At 72.5% G+C, this 26,828-nt stretch carries 20 protein-coding genes and 1 tRNA gene; 4 read left to right on the top strand and 17 right to left on the bottom strand.

The annotated features are described in order from the left end of the window. Positions 1–72 precede the first annotated feature (72 nt). From ACU4ZT_RS04700 to ACU4ZT_RS04690, 3 genes are all read left to right on the top strand, one after another. The gene (locus ACU4ZT_RS04700; protein ID WP_445338140.1) at positions 73–2,613 is read left to right on the top strand and encodes a transglycosylase domain-containing protein; all 2,541 of its coding nucleotides are present in this window, start codon (positions 73–75) and stop codon (positions 2,611–2,613) included. Then, positions 2,613–3,557 carry a metallophosphoesterase gene (locus ACU4ZT_RS04695; RefSeq protein ID WP_445338138.1) on the top strand — a complete coding sequence of 315 codons (945 nt, stop codon included), beginning with the start codon at positions 2,613–2,615 and terminating at the stop codon, positions 3,555–3,557. Before ACU4ZT_RS04700 ends, ACU4ZT_RS04695 begins: the two co-directional genes overlap by 1 nt. A 76-nt stretch (positions 3,558–3,633) precedes the next feature. Then, a tRNA-Pro gene (locus ACU4ZT_RS04690) sits at positions 3,634–3,707 on the top strand. A gap of 102 nt (positions 3,708–3,809) precedes the next feature. Here the strand turns inward: ACU4ZT_RS04690 and ACU4ZT_RS04685 are convergent. Together ACU4ZT_RS04685 and ACU4ZT_RS04680 are read right to left on the bottom strand one after the other, a co-directional pair. Beyond that, positions 3,810–5,015, bottom strand: coding sequence for an acyltransferase family protein (locus ACU4ZT_RS04685; protein WP_445338137.1), 1,206 nt, complete (start codon positions 5,013–5,015; stop codon positions 3,810–3,812). Positions 5,016–5,151: 136 nt separating this feature from the next. Further along, a complete protein-coding gene (locus ACU4ZT_RS04680; protein ID WP_063072023.1) occupies positions 5,152–7,359 on the bottom strand; it encodes a transglycosylase domain-containing protein in 2,208 nt (735 codons plus the stop codon). 259 nt (positions 7,360–7,618) lie between these two features. Between ACU4ZT_RS04680 and ACU4ZT_RS04675 the strand changes: the two genes are divergently transcribed. Further along, entirely contained in the window at positions 7,619–8,050 is a 432-nt protein-coding gene (locus ACU4ZT_RS04675) for a VanZ family protein (protein WP_445338136.1), read from the top strand. A gap of 39 nt (positions 8,051–8,089) precedes the next feature. On the opposite strand, the gene ACU4ZT_RS04670 is transcribed toward ACU4ZT_RS04675, so the two are convergent. The 15 genes from ACU4ZT_RS04670 to ACU4ZT_RS04600 all read right to left on the bottom strand — a co-directional run bounded on the left by ACU4ZT_RS04670 (position 8,090) and on the right by ACU4ZT_RS04600 (position 26,659). Further along, positions 8,090–8,629, bottom strand: a complete 540-nt coding sequence (locus ACU4ZT_RS04670; protein WP_063072021.1) for a hypothetical protein — start codon at positions 8,627–8,629, stop codon at positions 8,090–8,092. Between the two features lie 297 nt (positions 8,630–8,926). Next, positions 8,927–9,502: a hypothetical protein gene (locus ACU4ZT_RS04665; protein WP_063072020.1), complete on the bottom strand. Its 576-nt coding sequence runs from the start codon at positions 9,500–9,502 to the stop codon at positions 8,927–8,929. Positions 9,503–9,590: 88 nt separating this feature from the next. Further along, entirely contained in the window at positions 9,591–11,405 is a 1,815-nt protein-coding gene (locus tag ACU4ZT_RS04660) for a DUF4012 domain-containing protein (protein ID WP_063072019.1), read from the bottom strand. Then, on the bottom strand, positions 11,402–12,424 hold the full coding sequence (locus tag ACU4ZT_RS04655; protein ID WP_445338133.1) for a hypothetical protein: 1,023 nt from the start codon (positions 12,422–12,424) through the stop codon (positions 11,402–11,404). Before ACU4ZT_RS04655 ends, ACU4ZT_RS04660 begins: the two co-directional genes overlap by 4 nt. A gap of 327 nt (positions 12,425–12,751) precedes the next feature. Further along, the gene (locus tag ACU4ZT_RS04650) at positions 12,752–14,146 is read right to left on the bottom strand and encodes a tyrosine-protein kinase domain-containing protein (protein WP_414763114.1); all 1,395 of its coding nucleotides are present in this window, start codon (positions 14,144–14,146) and stop codon (positions 12,752–12,754) included. A 360-nt stretch (positions 14,147–14,506) separates the two neighbouring features. Further along, on the bottom strand, positions 14,507–15,181 hold the full coding sequence (locus tag ACU4ZT_RS04645) for a thymidine kinase (RefSeq protein ID WP_063072016.1): 675 nt from the start codon (positions 15,179–15,181) through the stop codon (positions 14,507–14,509). Continuing rightward, a complete protein-coding gene (locus ACU4ZT_RS04640; protein ID WP_414748235.1) occupies positions 15,182–15,862 on the bottom strand; it encodes a helix-turn-helix transcriptional regulator in 681 nt (226 codons plus the stop codon). 94 nt (positions 15,863–15,956) lie between these two features. After that, positions 15,957–17,153, bottom strand: a complete 1,197-nt coding sequence (locus ACU4ZT_RS04635; RefSeq protein WP_063072015.1) for an Rv2578c family radical SAM protein — start codon at positions 17,151–17,153, stop codon at positions 15,957–15,959. Positions 17,154–17,234: 81 nt separating this feature from the next. Next, a complete protein-coding gene (locus ACU4ZT_RS04630) occupies positions 17,235–18,713 on the bottom strand; it encodes a malate:quinone oxidoreductase (protein ID WP_081235049.1) in 1,479 nt (492 codons plus the stop codon). An 87-nt stretch (positions 18,714–18,800) separates the two neighbouring features. Next, positions 18,801–19,892, bottom strand: coding sequence for an aspartate-semialdehyde dehydrogenase (locus ACU4ZT_RS04625; protein WP_081235047.1), 1,092 nt, complete (start codon positions 19,890–19,892; stop codon positions 18,801–18,803). Positions 19,893–19,926: 34 nt separating this feature from the next. Further along, positions 19,927–21,192: an aspartate kinase gene (locus ACU4ZT_RS04620; protein WP_063072013.1), complete on the bottom strand. Its 1,266-nt coding sequence runs from the start codon at positions 21,190–21,192 to the stop codon at positions 19,927–19,929. Between the two features lie 97 nt (positions 21,193–21,289). Continuing rightward, a complete protein-coding gene (gene recR / locus ACU4ZT_RS04615; RefSeq protein ID WP_012297640.1) occupies positions 21,290–21,889 on the bottom strand; it encodes a recombination mediator RecR in 600 nt (199 codons plus the stop codon). Between the two features lie 6 nt (positions 21,890–21,895). Then, positions 21,896–24,517: a DNA polymerase III subunit gamma and tau gene (locus ACU4ZT_RS04610; protein WP_445338129.1), complete on the bottom strand. Its 2,622-nt coding sequence runs from the start codon at positions 24,515–24,517 to the stop codon at positions 21,896–21,898. Positions 24,518–24,563: 46 nt separating this feature from the next. After that, the gene (locus ACU4ZT_RS04605; protein ID WP_063072012.1) at positions 24,564–25,766 is read right to left on the bottom strand and encodes an HTTM domain-containing protein; all 1,203 of its coding nucleotides are present in this window, start codon (positions 25,764–25,766) and stop codon (positions 24,564–24,566) included. Continuing rightward, entirely contained in the window at positions 25,763–26,659 is an 897-nt protein-coding gene (locus ACU4ZT_RS04600) for a DUF5819 family protein (RefSeq protein WP_445338127.1), read from the bottom strand. The genes ACU4ZT_RS04605 and ACU4ZT_RS04600 overlap by 4 nt, the downstream gene beginning before the upstream one ends. Between the last annotated feature and the right edge of the window lie 169 nt (positions 26,660–26,828).

The following is a 26,828-nucleotide window of genomic DNA, read 5'->3' as shown; positions in this document are numbered from 1 at the left end:
ACGGGACGGGCGCGGGCGGCCGGCGCACAGGTCTCACGGGTTCCCATACACCCTTCCCGTACTCTGGAGTCTATGTCTGCTTCCAAGAACACGCCCGGCCGCGTCGCCGCCGCGCTCACGGGCGTCCTCGGCATGAGCGTCGTCGCCGGCGTCCTGGTCGCCGCGATGGTCACCCCCGCCATCGCCGTCACGAGCCTCGCCGCCAACGACACCATCGGCATCTTCGACGACCTGCCGGACTACCTGCAGATCGACAACCTCGCCCAGAAGACCGAGCTCTACGCCACGCAGGGCGGCCAGCCGGTCAAGTTCGCCGAGTTCTACGCGCAGAACCGCCAGGAGGTGGGCTGGGACGAGGTCTCCGACAACGCCAAGGCGGCCGCGATCGACACCGAGGATCCCCGCTTCTACGAGCATGCGGGCGTCGACGTGAAGTCGACCTTCCGCGCCCTCGCCCAGAACGTGATCGGCGGCGGCGTCGAGTCGGGCGCCAGCACCATCACCATGCAGTACGTGAAGAACGTGCTCGTGCAGAAGGCGGAGGCGCTCGCCGAGACGGATCCGGACGCCGGCAAGAAGGCCTACAAGGAGGCGACCCAGGAGTCGACCGCCCGCAAGCTCAAGGAGATGCGGCTCGCGATCGGCCTGGAGAAGAAGTTCTCGAAGAACGACATCCTGCTCGGATACCTCAACATCGCCACCTTCGGCGGCAACGTCTACGGCGTCCAGTCCGCGGCGAGGTACTACTACGGCGTCGACGCCAAGGACCTGAGCATCGCCCAGGCCGCCAGCCTCATCGCCACGGTGAACTACCCGACCGCCCTCCGCATCGACAAGCCCGAGAACGTCAAGGCGAACCAGGCGCGACGCGACGTCCTGATCGACAACATGCTGAAGCACCACAGCATCACGCAAGCCCAGCACGACGAGGCGATCGCCACGCCCGTGAAGCCGGTCATCACGCCGTCGGTCAGCGGCTGCAACGCCGCCCAGCCCTCCAGCGCCGCGTACTTCTGCGACGCGGTCAAGTACACGGTCGAGAACTCGAAGGAGTTCGGCGCCAGCGCCGACGAGGCCCGCCGCAACCTCAACCGCAACGGCTACAAGATCTACACGACGCTCAACCTCGACCTGCAGGCCAAGGCCACGGACGACATGCGCAAGCAGATCCCCACCACCATGAACAGCATCAACGTCGGATCCGCCATGACCAGCGTCGAGGCCAAGACCGGCCGCGTGATCGCCATGGTGCAGAACACCGACTACGGCAACGGCGACCAGCGCGGCGTGACGAGCGTCAACTACAACACCGACAAGAACTACGGCGGCTCCGGCGGCTTCCAGGTGGGATCGACGTACAAGCTCGTCACCCTGCTCGAGTGGCTGAAGGAGGGCCACTCGGTCAACGAGGTCGTCCGCTCCTCGAACGGCACCTGGGCGGGCAAGGACTTCCGCGACTCGTGCACGGGCGGCACGCTCGGCTCGCCGCCGTTGACCGTCACCAACGACGGCGCCGCCCCCGGGTCGAACCGGACCGTCATGTCCGGCACGGCGAACTCCACCAACACGGCGTTCATGGCCATGGCCTCCGAGCTCGACATGTGCGGCATCGCGCAGACGGCGAAGGACATCGGCATCCACCAGGCCGATCCCAAGAAGCAGCTGTCGAACTTCGTCTCGGACATCATCGGCTCGGGCGGCAACAACATCGCCCCGCTCACCATGGCGTCGGCCTATGCCACGGTCGCCAACAACGGCACCACCTGCACGCCCGTGATGATCGACAAGGTCGTCCTCCCCGACGACACCGAGGTGGCCCCGCCGCCCGCGAACTGCCGTGAGACAGTGAGCCCCGACGTGGCCCACACCGCCGCGTACGCCCTCGCCGGCGTCATGAGCGCCACGGGCGCCGCGGGTAACACCAACGACGGCACGCCGCTCATCGGCAAGACGGGAACCACCGACAAGGCGAAGGACACCTGGTTCGTGGGCTCGAGCACCGAGGTCACCACGGCCATCTGGGTGGGCAGCTCCTCGGGGCAGCAGATCCAGCAGCGCAAGACCAACCTGCCGAACGGGCAGCTCATGTCCACCGCTCGCTTCGCCGTGTGGAAGCCGTTCATGCAGGCCGTCAACGGCGTCTACAAGGGCTCCGCGTTCCCCGGCCCGGCAGCGGACCTCACCCGCACGCCGACGGTGCAGGTACCGGACGTGTCGGGCATGTCGCCCGCCGACGCCCAGTCCGCCATAGAGGGCGCGGGCCTGTCCTTCGCGCAGGGCGGCGCGCGCGCCTCCGCGAACGTGCCCGCCGGTCAGGTCGCCGGGTCCGACCCCGGCGCCGGCGCCAACGCCGCGCGCGGATCCACCGTCACGGTGTTCACCAGCAGCGGGCCCGACCAGAGCCAGCCGCAGGGCACCCCGGGCACCGTCCCGGACGTGCGCGGGCAGGACGTGACGGCCGCGCGCCAGACCCTGCGTTCGGCCGGCTTCAACGTGACCGTGGCGCAGGAGCAGGTGCAGGACAGCTCGCAGATCAACAAGGCGACCCGCACGGATCCCGCGGCCGGACAGCAGAGCGGTGGTCCCGTGACGCTCTTCGTCGGGCGTACCTGATGAGCGTCGTCGGCACGATCGCCCGCACGGCTGGCGGCGTCGTCGCGGCCGGCGCCGCGGTCTTCGCCTACGCCTCGTTCTACGAGCGCCGCCGCTTCACGCTGCGGGAGGTGACGGTGCCGGTCCTGCCGGTGGGCGCCGACCCCATCCGCGTGCTGCACCTCTCGGACATGCACATGGCGCCGTGGCAGCACAAGAAGCAGCGCTGGGTGCGCGAGCTCGCGGAGCTCAAGCCCGATCTCGTCGTCGACACGGGCGACAACACGGGCCACGAGCAGGGCATCGTCGCGGTCGAGGAGACGCTCGAGGCGTTCCGCGGCGTCCCCGGTGTCTTCGTGCACGGATCGAACGACTACTACGGGCCGATGATGAAGAACCCGCTGAAGTACTTCACGGCCAACACGCACGCCACGCAGCGGCCGGCGGACCTCGACCTCCCCCGGCTCGAGCGCCTCTACGCCTCGCTCGGCTGGCTCGACCTCAACAACGCCGCGGGCGCCGTCGAGGTCAACGGCACGCTGCTCGAGTTCTTCGGCGTCGACGACCCGCACCGCGACTTCGATCGCCTGGAGGCGATCCCCGGGGCGCTCGACGAGCTCCGGGAGGACGGCGAGGCGTACCAGGGGTCCTCGGACGCTCCGGTGGTCTCCATCGGCGTCGCGCACGCGCCCTACCGCCGGGTGCTCGACTCGTTCGTCACCAACGGCGCCCGCATGGTCTTCGCCGGGCACACCCACGGCGGCCAGGTGTGCGTGCCCGGCTACGGCGCGCTCGTCACCAACTGCGACATCCCGCGCCGCCAGGTGAAGGGCCTGAGCGTCTGGCCGCACGCGGACCGGGCCTCCTTCCTGCATGTGAGCGCGGGCCTCGGCACCTCGATCTACGCGCCCGTGCGGTTCGCGTGCTTCCCCGAAGCGACTCTGCTCACACTCACGGCGGTCTGACCGCCCGCCGCGCGCTGCCCAGGCGTACGCGGGAGCCCGGAACATCGGGTATCGTAGAACCCGGCCCTCGGGCCATCGGGGTGTGGCGCAGTTTGGTAGCGCGCTTCGTTCGGGACGAAGAGGTCGCAGGTTCAAATCCTGTTACCCCGACACACCGCCTCCTCCGGAGGCACCGCATGAACAGCAGCACGACGAAGGGCCGCTCCTCCGGGAGCGGCCCTTCGTCGTCCGAGCAGGCGATGCGGTCGCGGGTCACCGCCCTCCGGGCTTCAGCCGCAGCGCCGGCCGTTCGATGGCGTAGTACGTCGCCGCCGAGAGCGCGAGCGTCACCGCCCCCACCACGAGCGTGTTCAGGGCGAAGCCGGCGAGCGTGTCCGGCAGCACGAGGCCCGCGCGACGGAGGAACCGGATCACCGGCAGGTGCCACAGGTAGACGCTGAACGAGATCGTGCCGAGCCAGGCGATCCACCGGAGCTCGAGGACCCGCGTCACCGGGCCTAGGGATCCCCCGCGCCGCGGCAGCGCCACGAGGAGCAGCAGCGTGGCGCAGGAGGCCGCCACGACGCTCTCCTCGAACGCCTCGACGGGCGCCTCGGACGCGACCACGATGAGCACCGTCGCCAGGATCCCGACCGGAACGCGCCAGCGGGCGACACGGTCGCGCAGGCTCTCGTCGGCGGACAGGGCGAGCAGGATCACGGCCGCCGCCATGCCGTAGGCGAAGAGGTCCGCGTGCACGAGGATGCTGCGGTTCACCACCGCCTCCCACGTCACTCCCCACTCGCTCGCGAGCCGGCCACGGTGCCCGAGCGGCGCCTGCGCGGCCATCGACCAGATCTTGCCGGCCACGCCGACCAGCAGGAGCGCCGCCGCCGGCGCGAGGGCGCGGATCCACGTCGCGCGTCCTCGGAGCAGCCGCGCGGCGAGGAGCGCCACCACCGGCAGGACGACGTAGAAGGACACCTCGACCGCCAGCGTCCACGCGACCTCGATGCCGCTCCGGAGCGTGCGCGGGCTGTACCCCTGGAGCAGCAGCGCGTTGAGGACCGAGTCGACCGGGCCCAGCGTGCCCAGCGAGATGCCGTCGTCGCGCGTCTCCCGCGGCAGGATCGCGACGCGCAGCACGAGGCTCACGAGCAGCAGCACGACGACGTACCCGGGGAGCACGCGGAGCGCGCGGTTGGCGGCGTAGCGGGAGAGCCGCGGCATCGGCCCGCCGTCGACGAGCGCACGTGCGAACGGCAGGAACAGCAGGAAGCCGCTCAGCACGAAGAACAGCGTCACGCCGTGGCTGAAGAAGGCGACCTCGCCGACGAGCGGCACGTCGGTCGTCGGCCGGGCCAGCTGGCGCTGCACGTGGTACAGCAGCACGGCGACCGCGGCGACGCCGCGCAGACCCTCGATGCCCGGCAGGAGCGTGCGCAGGCGTGCGGGTGCGGACGTCGGGGTCCCGGTCATGAGGGCCTTCCCGGGTCGGTGGATCGGCGGTCGTCCAGTCTACGAGGCGCTCGATCCGGGGCCGGCGGCCGCACAGCACGACGGCCGCCGCCCGGAGGCGACGGCCGTCGGCGCGCGCTCCCCATCGAGCGCGGGCTCATTCCCCCGCGGGCGGGGCGGGCGGCGCCGGAGGCGCCTCGGGCGCGGCCGACTGGGTGGGCTGGGGCTTCGGCGCGACATAGGGCCGCTTCGTCAACGTGCTGCTCGGCGAGGGGAAGCCCTCGGCCGGGTAGCGGTCGTCGATGAAGGTCTGCAGCGGCTTGAAGATCCGGTGACGCGCGCTGTCCGCGGCCGACCCGTTGAGGACGTTGCGGCGCATGGACGCGAAGCCCTCCACGTTGCCGACCCACACGGCCGTCGTGACCTCGGTCGAGGATCCGACGAACCAGGTGTCCTTCGATCGGTCGGTCGTGCCCGTCTTGCCCATGATCTCGGTGCCGTCGCGCGGGTTCGACGCCGCACCGGTGCCGCCCATCACGGCCTTGAGCGTGAAGGCGGCCGTGTTGGCGACCTCGGGGCTCATGGCCTGCGCGCACTCGCTCTTCGGGGTCACGAGCTCGGACTCGTCCGGGAGGACGACCTTGTCGATCGCGACCGGCGGGCACATGGTGCCCTGGTTCGCGACGGAGCCGAAGGCGGTCGCCATCTGGAGCGGGGCCACGTTGTTGGCGCCGGATCCCACCACGTCGGACGGGACGCTCGAGAGCTCGCGACCGTCGGCGTTGTAGATCCCCATGTCCCGCGCGGTCTGGCTGATGTCGCACAGATCGAGCTGGCTCGCCATCGCGATGAAGGCCGAGTTCACCGAGGCCACGGTCGCCGCGAGGACGGTCTGGTTCGAGGTGGGACCGGTGTTCGTGTCGTTGGTGACCTGGTAGGCCTTGCCGGCCAGCGGGCCCCCGCACGCGGTGAACTCGTTCTGCGACCAGAGCGTCTTGGACGCGTTGACCGTCTGGTAGATCGACTTGCCGCTCTTCAGCCAGTCGACGAGCGTGAAGATCTTGTAGGTCGAGCCCACCTGGAAGCCGGCGGAGCCGCCGTGGGCCTTGTCGGCCGAGTAGTTGATCTCGGTGACACCGGGCTGGTCGGCCGCGACGCCGTAGTCGGTGTTCTGCGCCATCGCGATGATGCGACCCGTCTTCACCTCGCGGGAGACCACGGATCCGCCGATCTTCGTGAAGCGCGCCGTCGCCGGCACCTGCTTGCGCATCTGCTCCGCGGCGTTGCCCTGGATGTCGAGGTCGAGCGTCGTGTAGACCTGCATGCCACCGCGCTTGAGCACCGCGTCGCGCTCGGCCGCCGTGTCGCCGAACTCCTTGTTCGTGAGGATCTCGTTCTTCACGTAGTCGCAGAAGTACGCGGCGGAGATGGGGTCGGCCTGGATGCAGCCGCTCGTGGAGGGCGTGATCTTCGGCGTGATCGGCGTGGCCTCGGCCGCGTCGTACTGCTCCTGCGTGATCTTCTGCTCCTTGAGCATGTTCCGCAGCAGGAGGTCGCGGCGGGCCTTGTTGCGCTCGAGGTTCGCCGGGTTGTCGATCTTGTAGATCTCCGGCGCGTTGACGGTCGCGATGAGGGTCGCGGCCTGGTCGAGCGTGAGGTCGGCGGCCGAGACGTCGAAGTAGTACCGCGCCGCGGACTCGATGCCGTACACGCGGCTGCCGAAGTTCGCGATGTTGAGGTAGGCGAGGAGGATCTCGTTCTTGGAGTACTTCTTCTCCACCCCGATCGCCATCCGCATCTCCTTGAGCTTGCGGGGCATGTCGGGCTGGGTGGCCTCCTGGAACGCCTTGCGGCCCGCGGCCTGCGTCGCCTTGTCGGAGGAGTCGACCATGTTCTGGGCCTTCTGGACCAGGACGTTGCGGACGTACTGCATGGTGATCGTCGAGGCGCCGGACTGCACCTCGTCGTTGAGGACGTTCTGCGCGAGCGCGCGGGCGGCCGACAGCACGTCGACGCCGCCGTGCTCGTAGTAGCGGGGGTCCTCGGTCGCGATGGCCGCGTCCTTCGCGTACGGGGAGACGGCCTCCCACGGGACCTCCTCGCGGTCCTGCGAGAAGAACTCGGCGAAGGGCACCTGCTGGTCGCCCTTCTTGGCGAACAGCACCGTCTTCTGCGCGAGGTTGTCGATCTGCAGGTTGTCCGGGATGTCCTCGAACACGCCGATGGTGCTGTTGGCGGCGATGCCCGAGACGGCGATCGCGGGGGTCACCATCGCGGCGACGAGCACCCCGGCGATCGTGCTCATGCCGACGAGTCCGAGGAACGCGCCCAACCGGGTCGAGATGGTCAGGTCAGTTTTCCTCATGCTCTGAATCTAACCTGCGCGCCGAGGCCGGACATCCGCCTCAGGTAGGGTCCCAGCTCCCCGTGGCCGAAATGTGATGAGTGCACGTACGAGCCGAATGCGACGGGGGCCGGAGGCTGCGTGCAGGCGGCGTCCCCGGCCCCAGGAGGCGTTGCTAGTCTGCCGCCACATGGATCCCGCCGCCCCCGCTCCCCCACGCCGGTCGGCGGATGGCGGAGCCACGCCGTCGCCCTGGGGCGTGGAGCGGGAACGACGGCTGATGCGCCGGCGGCACCGCCAGGCGGGCGCGCTCCTCGCGCTCTACGTGGGCCTCGTGGCGCTCGTGACGCTGACGCCGGACAGCGTCGACCGCGGGATCTACCCGCTCCTCATGCGGGGGGTGCGCTTCGTGCAATTCCACGGCGTGCCGGCCTTCCGCTACTCGATGATCGAGGAGGGCGCCAACGTCGCCCTGTTCGTGCCGCTGGGGATGCTCGGAGTGCTCGCGTTCGGGATGCGGCGCTGGTGGGCGGTCGCCCTCGCGGGCACCGCGCTGTCGGCGTGCGTCGAGCTCGCGCAGGGGGCGTTCCTCCCCGCGCGGGTGGCCTCCCTCTCGGACGTCGCCGAGAACGGGGCGGGCGCCGTCATCGGCGCGGCCCTCGCGGCGGCCATCGCGGTGCGGACGCGCCGACGCCGGCGGCCCCGGTCGTGATCGGGGCCGCCCGCATCGGGGGTCGTATGCGGTCGCGCCTCAGGAGGCGCGACCTCGGCGCGACGCGGCGATGCCGGCCGCCGCGGCGCCGGCGAGGAGCAGGCCGCCGGCCGTGACCGCGAGCCCGGTCGGCAGCGTGCCGCCCGTGATGGGGAGCGAGCCGGTCGAGGCGGTGGCGGTGCTGCCGGGGACGACCGAGACGAGTCCGCACCAGTGCGAGCCGGATGCCGCGTCCTCGTTGGCGCGCCAGGTGCCGGTCGCGGTGGCCGGGACCGTCAGGCTGCCGATGACGGAGCCGTCGGCCGCCGCGCTGACGGAGACGGCGGGGTCCCCTGCCGCGGCGGGTGCGCCGGGGGTGGCGGAGAGGCGGAGGGCGACGGTCTCGCCGGCGGCGAACGATCCGGCCGCGCCGCTGATCGTCACGGCCTCGCCGGGTGCGACGGCCGCCGGGGTGACGGACATGCCGCCGCACGAGAGCAGCGAGTCCGTGGGCACGTAGTTCTCGGCCTGGGCGGCGAGGGGAGCGGAAACGGTGATGACGAGCGCGACGAACGCGCCCGCCAGGGTCTTGGCGAGCATCTCGGGTGGCCTTCTCGGGTACGTCCGAGGCGGACGTGCGGGGGCACGACGGGTATCGCCTCGGGGCGGTGGTGTCCGCGGCGCGATTTCGGGTCGGCGCCATCAGGCAGACAGCGGGTCGGGTAAACCCACGATCGAGATGCTATCCGCGTCCGGCCCACGCGACCGCTCCCCGGGACGGGATGGGCCCCGGACTGGGGGTGGGCGCCCGGAGACGGCGGAAGGCCCCGAGGCTATGCCTCGGGGCCTTCCATCGCACTGCTCCGTGGAGTCAGGCGATGTGTGTCGTGATGTGGATCAGACCGTTCCACGCTGGCGACGGACCGTGGTCAGCACGACCACGAGCGCGGCGCCGAGGAGCAGCAGGCCGCCGCCGGTCCAGATGAGGACGACGGGGAGCTGACCGCCGGTGACGGGCAGGCCCGAGGCGGAACCGGTGCCGTTGGAGGTGCCGGTGCCGGCTGCCGCGACGACCGAGATCGACGTGGAGACGGTGTTGCCCTGGGCGTCCGTGCCGACGAGCGTGTAGGAGCCCGAGGCGGAACCGGCCGGCAGGGTGACGGTGACGCGGAGGCCGCCGGCGTTGCTCGACGTCTTGGTGATGGAGTTCGACGTGACGGCCATCGGGGCCGTGCGGAACGAGGCGAGCGTGGCGTTGGCCGCGTCCTCACCGGTGATGGTGACGGTGACGGGGCTGTTCGGCGCGAAGGAGCCGTCCGCGAAGGTGAGGACGGTGCTCTGGCCGGGAGCGACGGTCGCGTCGCTGACGGTGACGCCGCCCTCGGGCGTGTACGGGTCCGCGTTGGCAGCGGTGGAGACGGTGAACGTCGCGGCGAGCGCGATGGCCGCCCCGGCAAGGATCTTCTTGAGCATGTGTGGTTCCCCCTGGGTGAGATTGCGCGGTGCAAGGGGGCACTCGACGGACTCGGGTCCGCCGTCGGTCAATCCCCCACTCGCCACACTACCGGGATCCGTCGCAGGAGAGCGAGCGGAATTGCGTTTCCGTGGCGTCGATCACCGGCGTCGTCACGATCGAGAGCGGCGTGTCGGTCTTTTTGTCCCCCAGGGTGTCCACCGAAATGCGGACCTCCTGACCGGGCGCGAGCGTCACCTCGACCTGCGCCACGGCGCGCCCGCCCACGATCTCGGGCTGGAAGCCCGTCTCCTGGTCGTCGATGCGCACGCTCAAGGGGATCGTGCCCGGGGGCCCGTAGACGGCCACGCGCGTCTTGACGTCGCCCGGTGGGACACCGTACTGCCCGCCGCCGGTGACGACGTACGGGAGCGATGCCGCGTCCGCGGGAGCCGTGGAGCGGAGCGTGACCTCGGTGCGGTAGTTCGGGCGGCCGTCGTCGCGGCACATCGCCATGCCCTGCGACGTCGCGAGCTTGAGGAAGTAGTCCATCTTGGCGCCGGTCGCGTCGTTGAGGAACACGCCGAAGACCGTCGACTCGCTGTTGTCGGCCGGCAGCGAGCCCTGCAGCGTGGTGCCGTCCAGCGTCGCCTGCTCGTCCGGTCGCGCGTTCCAGATGAGGATGCGGCGCTCCTCGGCGGCGCGGGTGAGCGCGGAGACGAGGGCGGCCGGCTTCACGTCGCCGGAGGAGACCTTCGAGAAGACCGCCTCCGCGACGCTCGCGAACACCGCGTCCTGCACGTCGGCATTCGGATAGCGGAGGTAGACGTCGTGGAGCAGCAGGTCGACGGCGTCGTCCGAGCGCAGGACGTCCCCGGTCGGCAGCGTGATCGGCCCCGTCGCCTCGAGCAGGTAGGACAGCGCGACCGGGTCGATGCTGATGACGCCGTCGACCGGCTCGCGGTGCTTGAGGCGCCACATCTCCGCGGCGAGCGGGGCGGCCTGGGTGAAGTCGGGCGTGAGGGTGACGTCTTGCATGTACCGACCCGTGATGGTGCCGTAGAGGCCCGCGGTCTGCGTATCCAGCGGGAGCGCGGGCTCGGCGAGGCGGGGGAACGCGCGGGCGGAGTCCTGCGTGCCGAGCGAGAACGCGCCGTCTCCGGTCTTCAGGAGCGCGAGAGCCCCGGGGATGCCGCCCGTCGAGCGCACCTCCGCGTTGTTCTGGAACATGAGGAGGTAGTCGCGGTTCCCGTCCGCGCCGAGCATGGCCGGCGCCAGGTCCGCGACGTGGCGCACGATGGCGAGCGTCTCGGCGGCGGACGTCACCGTCTTGCGCAGGCGGGTCACGGCGTCGGTGACGGGCGCGACGGTCGACCCCGTGTCGATCGCCGTCACGTCCTGGAGCGCGGTGTCGAGCGCGTCGTCCGCCTGCCGCACCGGCTCCTGCGCCGCGATGATGGGGTCCAGGTCGATGCGCCCGTCCTTCGGCGTGAGGCTGCCGAGGTCGAGGGTGCCGGCGATGCCCACCACGGGCTGGAGGGCCTCGCCGCCGATGTGGTCGACGACCGCGGCGACCGACCGGAAGGCGCGGAGGTTCGGGCCCACGCCCGGGACGACCTCCGTGGCGGCCCAGACGGGATCCGACGTGAGGGCGACGGCGCGCGACGAGTGCTCGCGCAGCTTCGCCACGCCGGCCGCCGCGCCGGCGGGGTCGCCGGCCAGGAGGTCGCGCTGCACCGACGACGCGAGCGGCACCGCCTGCTCGAGCTCGGCGCGGGCGAGCAGGGCGCGGGCCGCGATCCAGGCGATCCAGAGGACGACGAGCAGAGCGAGGCCGGCGGCGACCGCCGCGAGGATCCGGCGGCGCGTCCAGGGACGTCGGGAGCGGCGGACGTGGCGGGAGCGGATCGTGGAGGAGGTCACCAGGTGCCCCCGCCGTCGGTGGAGACGCTCACGGCGTCCCCCGTCAGGAGCCACACGTCGCGCCCCGCGGCCGAGAGGGCCACCGCCCCGCTCGCGGGGACGGCGGAGGCGCAGCCGGCGACGCTGACGGCGCCGGACGCCGGCACGATGCGACCGACGCTCGTGCCGCGGCAGGAGTCGGAGGTGCCCGCCGTGAGGATGCCGTCCGGGCCGAGCGCGAGCGCGAGGACGCCGGGCGCGTCCACGCGCCGGAAGTCGCCGCCGCCCGAGCGCACGTGGACGGCGCCCGATGCGCAGAGGACCGCGGCGGCCTGTCCGCTGTCGACGACCTGGACCGGGTCGCCGCACGGGGCGTCCCGCTGGCCCTGGGCGAGGTGCACGATGCCCGGCTGGGCGGGGTCGACGTAGGCCGTCGTGGTCGTCAGCGCCGGCGCGTCGCGCCAGAACTCGCCGCCCGTGAAGCTCTGCAGCGCCGTGCGGGAGCAGGCGGCCTTCACATCGGCGACGATGCTGCCCACGTCGGGGCCCGTGACCGAGAGCGCGAGCACGCGCCGCGCGTCGAAGGTGTCCGTCGTGCGGGTGTCCCAGGTGCGACCCCGGTCGATGGTGGTCTGGATCCGCGCGGCCTCGCCGGTGCAGGAACCGGCCGTGGCACGCCAGGCGACGTCGGCGTTCCCCGCGGCGAGGAACACGGTCGGGGCGGCGACGGATGCGACGGGTGCCGCGGACGGAGAGGCGGACGGCGCGGCGGACGGCGCGGGTGCGGGAGCGGCGGGCTCCGGCGCGGACTCGGTCGTCGCGGCGGCCTCCGGGGTCGGCGCGACGGCGCCGGTGGCCGCGCCGCTGCCGCCGCCGGTGCGAGTGACGGCGGCCGAGACCAGGATCAGGTCGATGACCAGGAAGGCGACCACGGCCGTCACCCCGACCCCGGGGAGCAGGCGGGACAGCGACCGAGGGCGGCGGGAGGGACGGCCGGTGACCGCCATCGGCTTCCGGCTGTCGGACGAGGGCCTAGCCACGGACGGCTCCCTCGGATCGGCGGGCGCAGGGGTCGGAGGAGCGTCCTCCTGGGCGGCGCGTCGGCGCCTCGGCCTGAGCCGACATGGTGTCTCCCGGTGTCGCGGGCATCGAGCGGACGGCGGATGCGGCCTCGCGTGAGGCCGACCCCCGACCGCGTCCGGACGGGGATCCGCGGTCCGACCCCGGTGGGGAGCTCGGACGCGGATTCCGCGCAGCGGGAGATGCGGGATGGAGCGGTGGTGTCATGCGGATGGTACAGGCCCGCACCGGGCTGCTCCCGACGACACGGGCTCGGCCGTCGCGCCCGGAGGCGGACGGCCGGCCGGTCACGCGGGGGCGGGGGCGGTGCCGTCCGCGCCCTCGGGGCGGACGTACGAGTACCCGTACTGGCCGTAGCCGTACGCGTCCGGGCCCTTCGTGGGCAGCATGGTGAGGACGACGCCCAGCACCTCCGCGCCGACGCTGTTGAGCGACTCGATTGCGGCGTGCACCTGGCCGCGGTGCGCGCGACCCGAGGAGACGACGAGGATCGCGCCGCCGGCGCTCTTGGAGAGCACCGCGCTGTCGGTGACGGGCAGGAGCGGCGGCGCGTCGATGAGGACGGTGTCGAACTCCGCCTCGAGCTCCTTGAGCAGCGTGACCATGGTGCGCGATCCGAGCAGCTCGCTCGGGTTCGGCGGGATCTGGCCGGCGGGCAGGACGAACATGTTGCGGTTGCCCCAGGGCTGAAGCACGTCCGCGAGCGTCGCGCGGCCGATCAGCACGTCGGTGAGCCCGACCGCTCCCTCGAGCCCGAGGTAGGACGCGAGCTTCGGACGGCGGAGGTCGGCGTCGATCACGGCGACGCGGGCACCGGCGTCGCTGAGGGCGATGGCCAGGTTGGCGGTGGTCGTCGACTTGTCCTCGGACTCGACCGCGCTCGTGATCACGAAGCTGCGCGCGCGTCCGCCGAAGTCGAGGAACTGGAGGTTCGTGCGGAGGCTGCGGAAGGACTCGGCCCGGGGGCTCCGCGGGTCCGACTGCACGATGAGGGGACGCTCCTTCGCCTTCGGGTCGAAGGCGATGCCGCCGAGCACGGGCGCGTGCGTGACCAGCCGCAGGTCCCGCTCGCCGCGGATGCGCGTGTCCAGGGTGGAGCGGAGCACCGAGACGGCGATGCCGAGCGCGAGGCCCACGAGCGCGCCCAGCGCGAGGTTGAGCGGCACGCGCGGCGACACGGGGGCGGCGGGGATCCGCGCCTCCTGCAGGGTGGTGACCTTCACCTGCGACTGCCCGCCGGTGTTCTCCGCGGTGAGCTGCCCGACGACGTCGGAGAAGCTCTTCGCGACCGCGTTGGCGATGGACGCGGCGGACTCCGCCTGCTGGTCCTCGGCCGCGATCTCGATGATGACGGTGTCGGCCGCGGCGGAAGCCGAGATGCGCGGCGCCAGCGTCTCGGCGGTCTCGTCCAGCCCCAGCTGCGCGATGACCGGCTCCAGCACGACGGGCGTGGACACGACGTCGGCGTAGCTCTTCACCGCCTGCTGCGTGAACGCGTTGCCCTGGCTGAGGTCCGTCACGGAGCCCGCGGACTGCGTCGACACGAAGACCTTCGCGGATGCCCGGTACTCCGGCGTCTGCGCGAGCGAGTAGCCGGCAGCGGCCCCCACCCCCAGCAGCAGCGCCAGAAGGATGAGGATCCACGAACGTCGCAGTATCCGGATGTATTCACGCAGTTCCACAGGCGCTCCCCCTCGTCGGTGCGGTGCCCCCCGACGGCACCTCCGCCCATGCTCCCACAGCCGGGAGCCGTCGTCCGACCTCCTCGGGTGCCGATGTCGTCGATCGCCTCGTGCCCCGTCTTCTGGGGCGGGGCAGCCGCGGGGAGGGAGGCTAGCGTGGACGGCGAGGGCCGGACCACCCACCCGCGCCCCACTCGACCGAACGCTCACCCGAAGAGAAGGTCCGGATCCCGATGCCCGACGTCTGCGCTGCCCTGGTCCCGTTGGCCACCCTGTTCATCACCGGCGTGCTCACGGCATGCGGGCTGCGCTACCTGCGCGACTGACCGCGGCGCGGCGTCCAGCCGGAGCGGTCCCCGATCAGGTGAAGTCGGCGTCCGGTCCCGCCGCGTAGCCGAAGCCCGCCGGCGCGGCCTCGACCGGACGGCCGCTCGACAGCGCTCCCCCGCTCTCGGCCAGGTAGCACGCGCCGCAGAGCGACATGTAGGTCACGTCCTCGCCGTCGATCGCGACCTGGTCGCCGGCGAAGATGAAGCGCTCGCCCACCTGGCGGGCGTTGAACACGGCCTTGCGTCCGCAGCGGCAGATGGTCTTCATCTCCTCCAGGCTGTGCGCGATCTCCAGCAGGCGACGGCTCCCCGGGAACGCGACGGTCTGGAAGTCGGTGCGGATCCCGTAGGCGATGACCGGCACGTCCTGCAGGATCGCGATGCGCAGCAGGTCGTCGACCTGCGACTCGCGGAGGAACTGGGCCTCGTCGACGAGCAGGCACGCGGTGGGGCCGCCGAGCTCCTGCAGCACGCGATCGCGGTGGATCCCGAACTCCTGCCAGACGTCCGCGTCGGGCTCGAGCAGGAAGTCGACCGGACGCCGGACGCCGAGGCGGGAGACGATGTCGCGGTCGCCCTTGGTGTCGATGACGGGCTTCGTGAGCAGGACGTGCTGTCCGCGCTCCTCGTAGTTGTACGCGGCCTGCAGCATCGAGGTGCTCTTGCCGCTGTTCATCGCGCCGAATCGGAAGTAGAGCTTGGCCATCTACCGAAGGTAGCCGTCCTCGGCGGCCCGTTCGATCAGGTCCGCCCGGCGCCCGGCAGCGCGGCCCACGAGGCGGTACTTGGCCCGGGCCCGCCGGAGGTAGGTCTTCGCGGTCTCGTACTGCACGTTCATCTGGGCGGCCACGTCGAGCGTCGAACGGCCCGTGACGTAGAGGCGGAGCGCCTGCTCCTCCCCCTGACTGAGGCGCGGGCTCGTGAACGCGGGCGCCGGCTCCGGCGCGGGGACGGCGGTGCGGGCGGCCGCGACCACGGAGCGCACGGCGGCGACGATGTCCCGGGCGGGCACGGGGCCGGCGAGGAGCGCCGCGGCGCCGGAGTCGAGCACCCGGCGACGCACCTCCGGGCTCCCGGAACGGGAGAGGACGACGACGCTCGCCCCGGCGGCCCGGCAGGACCGCACGCGCCCCTCGAGGCTGACCGCGTCGGCGAGCTCGTAGTCGAGCACGACCACCTCGGTCGGGAAGCGCGGCGACTGGACGAGCTGCAGCCAGCCCGTGGTGCCGACGACCACGTCGACCTCGGGGGCGCGCTCGCGGAGGATCGAGCACACCTCGTCGAGCGCCGGCACCTGGCCCATGAGCACGGCGACGCGGACGGGCTGCGCGATCCCCCGCCCGTCGGCGGACATCGGCCCCGCCCCGGGGAGCCGCAGGGTGGTCATGGGAGAACTGTAGCCAGCGCGCACGGCTCGGCGGCCGCCCGGACCCTCCGCGGACACCGCTGCCGCCGCCCGCCCCTGCCGCGGATGCCGCCGCTCAGAAGAGGGTGGCCTGCGTGCCCGCGGGACCGGCGGGGAGCGCGGCCGCGACCAGGGGCCCCGGCGCCGGCGCGAGGGCGGCTCCGGTCGCCCAGCTCCCGCGCCCTCGGGACGTGGTGGCACGGCTGTCCGCGCCCTCCTGGCTCCACCCCGGTCGCGCGGCTCCGGGCCGGGCGACCTGGCCCTCGATGCCGGGGACGTCGGCCCGGGAGAGCACGCCGCCCGTGCGCGGGTCCACCCGGCCGCCGCCGAGCCCGTGCCGCCGGACCAGCGGGTCCATGCGGGCCTTCAGCCACGACCGGTACGCCTGCGGGGCGTAGGCGCCGCGCGCGTACAGGTCCAGGTAGCGGCCCACCAGGTCCGGGCGCTCGCGCTCGAGCCACTCCAGGTACCACTCCTTCACGCCGGGCTTGAGGTACAGCGCCGAGTAGAGGACGCGCGTGCCGCCGGCCTCGCGGATGCGCGTGAGCGCGTGGTCGAGGTGCTCGACCGAGTCGGTGAGCATCGGCAGGATCGGCATCATGAAGACCGTGCAATCGAGACCCGCCTCGCGGATCGCGGTGACGGTCGCGAGACGCGCCGCGGTCGTGGGCGTGCCCGGCTCGACGGACTGCTGCAGGTCGTCGTCGAGCACGGCGATGCTCATCGCCAGGTCGACGGGCACGGTCGCCGACGCCTCGGCCAGCAGCGGGAGGTCACGACGGAGGAGCGTGCCCTTGGTGAGGATCGACAGCGGCGTGCCGGAGGACGCGAGCGCCGCGATGATGCCGGGCATGAGCGCGTAGCGGCCCTCGGCGCGCTGGTACGGGTCGGTGTTGGTGCCGAGCGCGACGGCGTCACGGGTCCAGGTGGGCTTCGCGAGCTCGCGGGCGAGGACCTCCGCGACGTTGACCTTCACGACGATCTGGTCGTCGAAGTCGCGGCCGCCGTCGAGGTCGAGGTAGGCGTGCGTCGGGCGCGCGAAGCAGTAGACGCAGGCGTGGGTGCAGCCGCGGTACGGGTTGATGGTCCACCCGTACGGCATGACCTTCGACTCCCCCGGCACGCGGTTCAACGCCGACTTGGCGAGCACCTCGTGGAACGTCACGCCCTGGAACTCCGGGGTGCGGACGCTCTGCACGAAATTGCTCAACCGCACGAGGCCGGGCAGTGCATCCGCGCTCGCGTCCGACAGCTTCTGCGCGCTCCATCTCATGCGCCCATTCGAACACACTTTCGAACGCGATGCGGACGGAGGCGGGAGAGGGCGGCCGCACGCGGCGCGACCGCCCCCTGCTCAGTGCTGGAGCTCGAGGACCTCGGTGGTCTCCTGGATGATCTTCGGCGTCTTCTTCGGGTCTGACGCGACGAGCGTGCCGTAGTTCGGGATCATGCGCTTCAGCGGCTTGCGCCACCCGTCCATGCGCTCCGGGAAGCAGCGCTCCAGCACGTCGAGCATGATCGGGACCGCCGTGGAGGCGCCGGGCGACGCGCCGAGGAGGCCCGCGATGCTGCCGTCGGCCGCCGCCACGACCTCGGTGCCGAACTGGAGCACGCCGCCCTTCTGCGCGTCCTTCTTCATGACCTGCACGCGCTGGCCGGCCGTGACCTGGTACCAGTCCTTCGGGTCGGCCGTGGGCATGAACTCCCGGAGCGCGTCGAACTTCGTCTCCTTCGAGGCGATGAGCTGGCTCACGAGGTACTTGATGAGGCCCAGGTTGTCCTTAGCGACGGCGAGCATCGGGATGATGTTGTGCGGCCGGATGGAGGCGAAGAGGTCGAGCAGCGAGCCCTTCTTGAGGAAGCGCGGGCTGAAGCCGGCGTATGGCCCGAAGAGGAGCGAGGTCTCGCCTCCCACGACGCGCGTGTCGAGGTGCGGGACCGACATGGGCGGGGAGCCGATGGCGGCCTTGCCGTAGACCTTGGCCCGGTGCTTGGCGACGATCTCCGGGTCGTCCGTGCGGTACCACTCGCCGCTGATGGGGAAGCCGCCGAAGCCCTTGATCTCGGGGATGCCCGACTTCTGCAGGAGGGGCAGCGCTCCCCCGCCCGCGCCGATGAAGACGAACTTGGCGTGCACCTGCACGGTCGACCGGCCGACGTCGTTGCGGATGCGGAGGCGCCAGCTGCCGTCCGGGTCCTGCGACAGGCTGCGGACCTCGTGGTTGAGGTGCAGGGCCGCGCCGTGCTCGGTGAGGTAGTCGACGAGCTTGTTCGTGAGGGCGCCGAAGTCGACGTCGGTTCCGCCCTCGAAGCGCGTGGCCGCGATGACCTCGTCCTTGTCGCGCTGCAGCACGAGGAGCGGGGCCCAGGAGTGGATGACGGCCGGGTCCTCGGTGTACTCCATGGCCTCGAAGAGGGGGTGCGCGCGCAGGGCGTCGAAGCGGCGGCGCAGGTACTCCGCGTTCTCCTTGCCGCGCACGAAGGTCATGTGCGGGGTGGGGTTGATGAACTCCTTGGGCTCCGGCACGGCGCCCGCGGTGACGAGGTGGGCCCAGAACTGGCGGGAGAGCTGGAACTGCTCGTTGATGCGGGTCGCCGCCCCGATCTCGATCTTCCCGTCCTTCTCCGGCGTGTAGTTCAGCTCGCAGAGCGCCGCGTGGCCGGTGCCCGCGTTGTTCCACGGGTTGCTGGACTCCATGGCGACCTCGCCGAGGCGCTCGAAGATCTGGATGGTCCAGTCCGGTTCGAGCTGCTTGATGAGGGTGCCGAGCGTGGCGCTCATGATGCCCCCGCCGACGAGGACGACGTCTACCGGTTCCGCTGTATCGCTCACCGGATCAGTGTACGCCCGCCTTCTCGGGCCCCCTCGGGGGCCCCGGGGAGTGGTACGGCGACCCTCACGAGCGCGGCTGGGGAGGGATCAGCGGTGTGCCGCGACGACCTCGGCGATCTGGACGGCGTTGAGCGCGGCGCCCTTGCGGAGGTTGTCGTTGCTGATGAAGAGGGCGAGTCCACGGCCCTCGGGCGCGCCCTCGTCCGCGCGGATCCGGCCGACGTAGCTGGGGTCGGTGCCGGCGGCCTGGAGAGGCGTGGGGATGTCGGACAGCTCGACGCCGGGCGCCGTCGACAGCAGCTCGGTGGCGCGCGCGACGCTGAGGGGCGACGAGAACTCGGCGTTGACCGACAGCGAGTGGCCGGTGAAGACGGGGACGCGCACGCACGTGCCGCTGACGAGCAGGTCGGGGAGCCCCAGGATCTTGCGGCTCTCATTGCGGAGCTTCTTCTCCTCGTCGGTCTCGAACAGGCCGTCGTCGACGATGCTGCCGGCGAGCGGGATGACGTCGAAGGCGATGGGGCGCTGGTAGACGGCGGGCTCGGGCAGCTCGACCGCACGGCCGTCGTGGACGAGGCGGCGGAGCGCATCCGGGCCGGCGGCGACCGCGGCTTCGGCCTGGCCCGCGAGCTCCTCGGCGCCGACGAGGCCGGATCCGGAGACGGCCTGGTAGGTGCTCACCACGAGGCGGGTGAGGCCGGCCTCCTCGTGCAGGACCTTGAGGACGGGCATCGCGGCCATGGTGGTGCAGTTGGGGTTCGCGATGATGCCGCGGCGCGCGTCCGCGATGGCCTCCGGGTTGACCTCGGAGACGACGAGCGGGACGTCCGGGTCCATGCGCCAGGCGCTCGAGTTGTCGATGACGAGCACGCCCGCCTCGGCGAAGCGCGGCGCCTGCGCCCGGGACGTGGTGGCGCCCGCGGAGAACAGCGCGATGTCGAGGCCCGTGGGATCCGCGGTCGCCGCGTCCTCCACGACCACCTCGCGGCCCGCGAACGGGAGCGTGGTGCCCGCCGAGCGCGCCGAGGCGAAGAACCGGATCTCCGCGATCGGGAACGCGCGCTCCTCGAGCAGGCGCCGCATCACGGCGCCGACCTGGCCGGTGGCGCCGACGACGCCGACGCGGAGGCCGGCGGTCTCGGGGGCGGGGGCGGATCCGATGGGGGTGGCGTCGGTCACGGGTGTCTCCTCCTGCAGTGCGCGGGCGTGCGGGTCAGCGGCCGGTGCCGGCGTGGACGACGGCGACGTCGTCCGCGTCGAGCCCGAAGGCGTGGTGGACCACGCGCACGGCCTCGTCGATGGTGTCGGCGCGCGTGACGACCGAGATGCGGATCTCGCTGGTGGAGATCATCTCGATGTTGATGCCCGCGTCGGACAGCGCCGTGAAGAGCTGCGCGGAGACGCCGGCGTTGGTGCGCATGCCGGCGCCGACGAGCGCGAGCTTGCCGATCTGGTCGTCGTGCTGGAGGCCCGTGAACCCGACGGCGTCCTTCTCGGCCGCGAGCACCGTCAGCACGCGCTGGGCGTCGGACTTCGGGAGGGTGAACGAGATGTCCGTGAGGCTCGTGGCGGCGGCCGACACGTTCTGCACGATCATGTCGATGTTGGCGCCGGTCTTGGCGACGATGGTGAAGATCTGCGCGGCCTTGCCCGGTACGTCGGGGACGCCGACCACCGTGACCTTGGCCTCGCTGAGGTCGGCGGCGACGCCGACGATGACGGGCTCTTCCACATTCTCTCCATCCGTGGGGTTGTAGACGATGGTGCCCTCGTTGTGCGTGAACGAGGAGCGGACGTGCAGCAGGACGCCGTGCCGGCGGGCGTACTCGACGGCGCGGATGTAGAGGACCTTCGCGCCGGACGCCGCGAGCTCGAGCATCTCCTCGCTCGTGATGCGGTCGATCTTGCGGGCGAGCGGCACCACGCGCGGGTCGGCCGTGAAGATGCCGTCGACGTCGGTGTAGATCTCGCAGACGTCGGCGCCGAGGGCCGCCGCGAGCGCGACCGCCGTGGTGTCGGATCCGCCGCGGCCCAGGGTGGTGATGTCGCCCGTGCCGCGGTTGAAGCCCTGGAAGCCCGCGACGATGGCGATGGCGCCCTCGCCGAGCGCGTCGCGGACGCGGCCGGGCGTGACGTCGACGATGCGGGCGGCCCCGTGCTGCGCGTCGGTGATCATGCCCGCCTGGCTGCCCGTGAAGGAGCGCGCGTCGTAGCCCATGCTCTTGATGGCCATCGCGAGGAGCGCCATGGAGATGCGCTCGCCCGCGGTGAGGAGCATGTCGAGCTCGCGCGGAGCGGGGATGGGGGTGACCTCGTGGGCCAGGTCGAGCAGCTCGTCCGTCGAGTCGCCCATCGCGGAGACGGCGACGACCACGTCGTTGCCGGCCTTCCGCGCGGCGACGATGCGCTTCGCGACGCGCTTGATGCTCTCGGCATCGGCGACCGACGATCCGCCGAACTTCTGCACGATGAGGCTCACGGGCGACTCCTGGGGCTCGGGTGGGCGCGGGCGGCCCGGATCACGATCATATGGGGGCGGCATCGGCGGATCCGCCGCATGACGCAGGGGCGCCGGGTCACTCCCCCACGAGGCGCCGGCCCTCGAAGGCACGGCCGAGGGTGACCTCGTCGGCGTACTCGAGGTCGCCGCCGACAGGGAGGCCGGAGGCGAGGCGGGTGACGCGGATGTCGAAGGTGGAGAGCAGCCGCGAGAGGTAGGTGGCGGTCGCCTCGCCCTCCAGGTTCGGGTCGGTGGCGATGATGACCTCGGTGACGGTGGCGTCGGCGAGGCGCTGCATGAGCTGGCGGATGCGGAGGTCGTCCGGTCCGATGCCGTCGATGGGGCTGATGGCCCCGCCGAGGACATGGTAGAGCCCGCGGAACTCGCGCGTGCGCTCGATGGCGACCACGTCCTTGGCCTCCTCCACCACGCAGATGGTGGCGGGGCTGCGGCGGGGGTCGCGGCAGATGCCGCACGTCTCCTCCTCGCTGACGTTGCCGCAGATGGCGCAGAAGCGCACCTTGTCGCGGACCACCGTGAGCACCTCGGCCAGGCGCGACACGTCGAACGTCTCCGTCTGGAGGATGTGGAACGCGATGCGCTGGGCGGACTTCGGGCCGATGCCCGGCAGGCGGCCGAGCTCGTCGATCAGCTCCTGGACGATTCCCTCGTACATGCGGCGCTAGTCCTGACCTGTGGGGCGGATGGTGGGGCGGGCCTTGCGCTCGACGGGCTTCTCCTCGATGAAGCTCGCCTGGAGGATCTCGCGGACGACGGACTCGCCGTAGCGCTGCGGGGCGGTCTTCGCGGCGGGGGCGGATGCGGGACCGGTGGACTCCCTCGCGTCCGGCGCCGTCGTCGATGCGGACGGCGCTCGCGTCTGCGCGGGCGCCGACGGCGCGGCGACCGCCGGGGCCGGGCGCGACACCGGCGGGGCCGAGTCGGGCGAGCCGTCGCCGGTGGCCCAGCCGGGCTCCGCGGGGCCGAACTCGTCCGGCTCCGGCTCCTCGAAGTCGGGCACGTGCGCGTCCGGGACGACCGCGGATCCGCGACGAACAGGACCGGTCGTGGTCGCGGCGGCCGGGGAGGGGGGCGCGGGGGTCGCGGCGGCGGGTGCCGACGGCGGCGTGGACGGCGTGGACTGCGTGGACGGCGCGGGCGGCACGGGGCGCTCCGGACGCGCCGCGGGGGCACGCCGGTCGGGAGCGGGATCGCTCGCGCCGGGGTCGGACGTGGGGATGGCGACGGTGGCCCATCCGCCGCCGGCCGGCGTGGTCTTCGCGGGAGGCGACGTCCTGGCGCGAGGGGCGTTGGCGGCTGCCGGCGGCGCCGACCTCGCCGCGGGGGTGGCCTCGCCGTCGCGCGCGGACGGTGCGGATGCGGCCGCCGCGGACCGGGGACCGGCTGCCGGCGCGGGTGCCGGGGTCGGTGCCGTGGGCCCGGCGGCCCCACCCGTCGGCGCCGGGGTGCCGGTCGGCGCCGGGGTGCCGGACGGTGCCGGGGTGCCGCCGTGGGGCTCGACGCGGGCGATGAACTTCACGCGGAGGCCGAGCACCTCGAGGATGGCGGTGCGGAGGATGTCGCTGACGCCCTGCCCCGGGACGCCGCGCTCCTTGAAGCGCTCGGCGTCGTTGGCGCTGACGAAGGACAGGGTGAGGACGTCGCCCGCCAGGGCACGGGGCGTGGCCGTGACGGCGACGAGCCACGCGCTGCGCTTCGCCTTCTCCACCGCCTCGACGACCGACGGCCACGCGTCGCGGAGCTGCTCGAACGTGACGGGGCCGACGGGCGCGGGCGTCGCGGGAGCGGATGCCGGCGGCGTGGTCGCGGGCGTCGCGGAAGAAGATGCCGGCGGCGTGGAGGCGGCCGGCGCGGCGACGGCCTCGGTGGTCTCCCGGACCTGCGGGGTCGCGGGCGCCTCGGTCGCGGACGCCTCGTCCGCGGACGCCTCGTCCGCGGGCGTGACGGGCTGCGCCGGGGCGTTGTCGACCGCCGGCACGGGATCCGCCGAGTGCGCCGGAGCCGGCGCCGGAGCTGGCACTGGAGCGGCAGCGGGAGCGGAGGCGACAGCGCGTGCGGGCGCAGCGGCAGCGGCAGCGGCAGCGGCAGCGGCCGGAGCCGGATCCGCCCCCGAGTCCGCGACGCCCACCCGGCGCTCGAGGCGCTCGACGCGGGCCAGGGCGCCGCGGTGCGTGTCGTCGCTGGCGGGGACGAGCACGCGCGCGACCAGCAGCTCGAGGTGCAGGCGCGGCGAGGTGGCGCCCGTCATCTCGGTGAGGGCGGCGTTGACCACGTCCGCGGCGCGCGACAGCTCGACGGCGCCGAACGCGACAGCCTGGGCGCGCATGCGCTCGAGCTCGTCCTCCGGGGTGCCGCGGAGCACCGCGGCCGCGCCCTCGACGGACGAGGCGCCCACGATGATGAGGTCGCGCAGGCGCTCGAGGAGGTCCTCGACGAAGCGGCGCGGATCCTGCCCGGTCTGGATGACCCGGTCGACTCCCGCGAAGGCGCCGGCCGCGTCGTGCCGGGCGACCGCGTCGATGACCTCGTCGAGCAGGGCCGCGTGCGTGTATCCGAGGAGCGCGACGGCGCGCTCGTACTCGACGCTCTCGTCCTCCGACCCCGCGATGAGCTGGTCGAGCAGGGACAGGGTGTCGCGCACCGATCCCCCGCCGGCGCGGACGACGAGCGGCAGCACGCCGGGCGCCACCTGCACGCTCTCCTCGCGGGACAGGTGCTCCACGTAGTCGAGCATCTGCGCGGGCGGCACGAGCCGGAACGGGTAGTGGTGCGTGCGGGAGCGGATGGTGCCGATGACCTTGTCGGGCTCCGTGGTGGCGAAGATGAACTTCACGTGCTCCGGCGGCTCCTCCACGATCTTCAGCAGCGCGTTGAAGCCCTGCGGCGTGACCATGTGCGCCTCGTCGAGGATGAAGATCTTGTAGCGGTCGCGCGCCGGCGCGAAGACCGCGCGCTCGCGGATGTCGCGTGCGTCGTCGACGCCGTTGTGGCTCGCGGCGTCGATCTCGACCACGTCGAGCGAGCCGCTGCCATCGCGGCTGAGCTCGACGCAGCTCGGGCAGACGCCGCACGGGGTGTCGGTGGGCCCCTCGGCGCAGTTGAGGCAGCGCGCCAGGATGCGGGCCGACGTGGTCTTGCCGCAGCCGCGCGGCCCGCTGAACAGGTACGCGTGGTTGACGCGGTTGGTGCGGAGGGCCGTGCGCAGCGGATCCGTCACCTGCGTCTGGCCGATGAGCTCGACGAAGTTCTCTGGCCGGTAACGGCGATACAGGGCGGTGACCACGGTCCCGAGGATACCGGGCACCCCCGGCCGTCCCGCCGCCCGCCGGTCAGGCCTCGGCCGGGGCCTCGACGGACGCGGCTGGGGAGGGAGCGGAGGCGCGGCGCCCGTGCACGCCCCCGCGCTCGCGCATCCGCCGGGGCGTCCGCGACCGCCAGCGCCCGAGGAGCGCGAACCCCTCCCGCCAGGTCGCGTCGCGCACGAAGAGGAAGTCGAGCGCGATCATCGCGAGGGAGAACGGCCACAGGCCGAGCAGCACGCCGATCATCACGTGCATGCCCGTGATGACCACGAGCGCCACGATGCGCGTCGGCCGCCAGAGGATCAGCAGCGGGAACAGGCCCTGGAACGCCACCGCGGCGAGGCTCGCCAGCGCGATGCCGATGCTCGACTGCACGAGGAGGTCGTTGATCCACGGCCACGGACGGTACCCGTCGATGACGAGCGAGTAGTAGGTGGCCGAGCCGTCCCGCCACTCCTCCCCCTGCAGCTTGAGGAACGCGGAGTTCACGTAGATGAGCATGATCTGGTACGCCGACAGCACCAGCGCGGTGTTGTGCAGGAGCACCGGCACGAGCCGCGGGATCCGCGCCACGAGGCGACGCGTCGCGACCACGGCGGACGACGGGCGCCGGGCGCCCGGCTCGGCCTCGCGGCGGCGGCGCAGGGCGTCGAGCGAGAAGTGCCGCGACAGGTCGGCGAAGAGGGCGAAGAACAGCGTGAGCCGCAGCACGGTGTCGCCGCCGTTGCTGAGCAGCGTGCTGTTGGTGGAGAGGCTGATCCACAGCAGCAGGAGGAACGGCGTCACGATCCGCGAACGCCAGCCGAGGGTGAACAGCACCGCGAGCGCCGCCAGGGCGAGGTAGGCGAGGTCGAACAGCGTCGCGTCGGTCTTGGAGAAGATGCCCTCGAAGAACGGGGGCCACCCGCGGCGGCTCGCCTCGGGGTCGATGAACCGGGATCCGACGCCCCAGAGGTAGTGCCGGTCGGCGAAGCAGGTGACGAGCACCAGCAGGATCACGGAGCCGAGCGTGATGCGGAGCGCGGCGAAGCTGTACGTCGCGTGCTCCCGCTCGGTCATCCACATGGCGACGCCGCGGGGCCAGCCGCGCGGGTCGCGGAGCGCGCGCAGCAGCTCGCGGTCCTGCATCACCTGGCGGAACCGAGCGGCCGCCTGGGCGCGCGGGCCGGTGCGAGGGGCCGCGGGGACGGGACGGTCGGCGGGACGGGTGTCGTCCGTGCGGGTGCTCATCGTGCGTACCTCTCCACCACTGCCTGGTAGGCGCCGAGCGCCCGGGGGTCGATGACGTCGTCGACGTGGCGCCATCCGAAGGTGCGGACCGAGGGCGCGAACTGGCGCTCCTGGTCGAGCCGGTGCTCGAAGTCGTTGGGGCGCGTCGTGACGATGCGCCAGCGGACGCGCTCCACGTCGCGGCCGAAGTAGGCCGTCCCCCAGTAGGTCGCGAACTCCTTCAACACGTAGTCGTAGCGGAGGAACGAGACGACGCGACCGCTCGTGCCCTCGGTGAGGCCCGTGAGCTGCTGGACGAGCGAGGTCGGCGTCTTGGCCGCGAAGCCGTCGTCGGTGCGCCGGATGAAGGTGTCCCGCGCGACGGCCCGCTGCTCCTCGCTGAGGGCGAGGTAGCGGGCGCTGTAGGTCTTGAGGAGGTTCGCGCTCTGCTTGTTGGCGCGCGACGCCTGGACGTGCCCGTCGCCCGACTCGTACTCGGCGTCCGTGATGTCCACCCACTCGCTCTTCACCAGCGCGCCCGAGCCGTCGCGCCACTGCGCCTGCATCTGGAGGTAGCGGTTCGTCTTCTGGATGGAGGGGGCGAACACGTTCCACTGCTGGCCGAAGTAGGGGCGGGCCGGGGCGGTGAGCGCGCGGGTCGTGGAGGTCTGCGGGACGACCATGAGGATCGTGGTCGCCACGTAGACGGCGACGACGAGCGCGGCGATCGCGGTGCCGATGCGGGCGCCGCGGGTCAGCGGCCGGCGGTCCCGGGCGTGCGCTCCGGGTGGGTCCGCGGCCGGCGGCGACGCGGTCGCGTCGGTGGCGGGGTCGGCCTCGGCGTCGGCCTCGAGGCCGTCCGCGTCCCGGGCGTCGTCGGTGCCGGTGTCGTGGTGGTGGGTCGTGTCGGTCATGCGCCGTCCCCCTCGTGCGTCGGGTGGGTCCTGTCGGCGGCGGGAGCGGGTGGATCCTGCCGAGCCGTCGTGCTGGTCCTGCGGTTCGTGCTGCGCCGGTCTCTCCGCGGGGCGGACGGCGGGAGCGGGAGGGCGGGCGACCCGGCTGTCGTGCCGGATCACCCGCCCG

This window comes from Clavibacter davisi (genome assembly GCF_052751415.1).
The sequence above is the reverse complement of the archived record's forward strand: the minus strand, read 5'-3'. Positions and strand labels throughout refer to the sequence as shown.

Bases quoted from the DNA above. Each gene is read 5' to 3' on its own strand.
- ACU4ZT_RS04700 (WP_445338140.1), top strand. From the start codon at position 73: ATGTCTGCTTCCAAGAACACGCCCGGCCGCGTCGCCGCCGCGCTCACG.
- ACU4ZT_RS04675 (WP_445338136.1), top strand. From the start codon at position 7,619: ATGCGCCGGCGGCACCGCCAGGCGGGCGCGCTCCTCGCGCTCTACGTG.
- ACU4ZT_RS04685 (WP_445338137.1), bottom strand. From the start codon at position 5,015: ATGACCGGGACCCCGACGTCCGCACCCGCACGCCTGCGCACGCTCCTG.
- ACU4ZT_RS04670 (WP_063072021.1), bottom strand. From the start codon at position 8,629: ATGCTCGCCAAGACCCTGGCGGGCGCGTTCGTCGCGCTCGTCATCACC.
- ACU4ZT_RS04695 (WP_445338138.1), top strand. From the start codon at position 2,613: ATGAGCGTCGTCGGCACGATCGCCCGCACGGCTGGCGGCGTCGTCGCG.
- ACU4ZT_RS04645 (WP_063072016.1), bottom strand. From the start codon at position 15,181: ATGGCCAAGCTCTACTTCCGATTCGGCGCGATGAACAGCGGCAAGAGC.
- ACU4ZT_RS04680 (WP_063072023.1), bottom strand. From the start codon at position 7,359: ATGAGGAAAACTGACCTGACCATCTCGACCCGGTTGGGCGCGTTCCTC.
- ACU4ZT_RS04665 (WP_063072020.1), bottom strand. From the start codon at position 9,502: ATGCTCAAGAAGATCCTTGCCGGGGCGGCCATCGCGCTCGCCGCGACG.
- ACU4ZT_RS04600 (WP_445338127.1), bottom strand. From the start codon at position 26,659: ATGACCGACACGACCCACCACCACGACACCGGCACCGACGACGCCCGG.
- ACU4ZT_RS04635 (WP_063072015.1), bottom strand. From the start codon at position 17,153: ATGAGATGGAGCGCGCAGAAGCTGTCGGACGCGAGCGCGGATGCACTG.
- ACU4ZT_RS04605 (WP_063072012.1), bottom strand. From the start codon at position 25,766: ATGAGCACCCGCACGGACGACACCCGTCCCGCCGACCGTCCCGTCCCC.
- recR (WP_012297640.1), bottom strand. From the start codon at position 21,889: ATGTACGAGGGAATCGTCCAGGAGCTGATCGACGAGCTCGGCCGCCTG.
- ACU4ZT_RS04640 (WP_414748235.1), bottom strand. From the start codon at position 15,862: ATGACCACCCTGCGGCTCCCCGGGGCGGGGCCGATGTCCGCCGACGGG.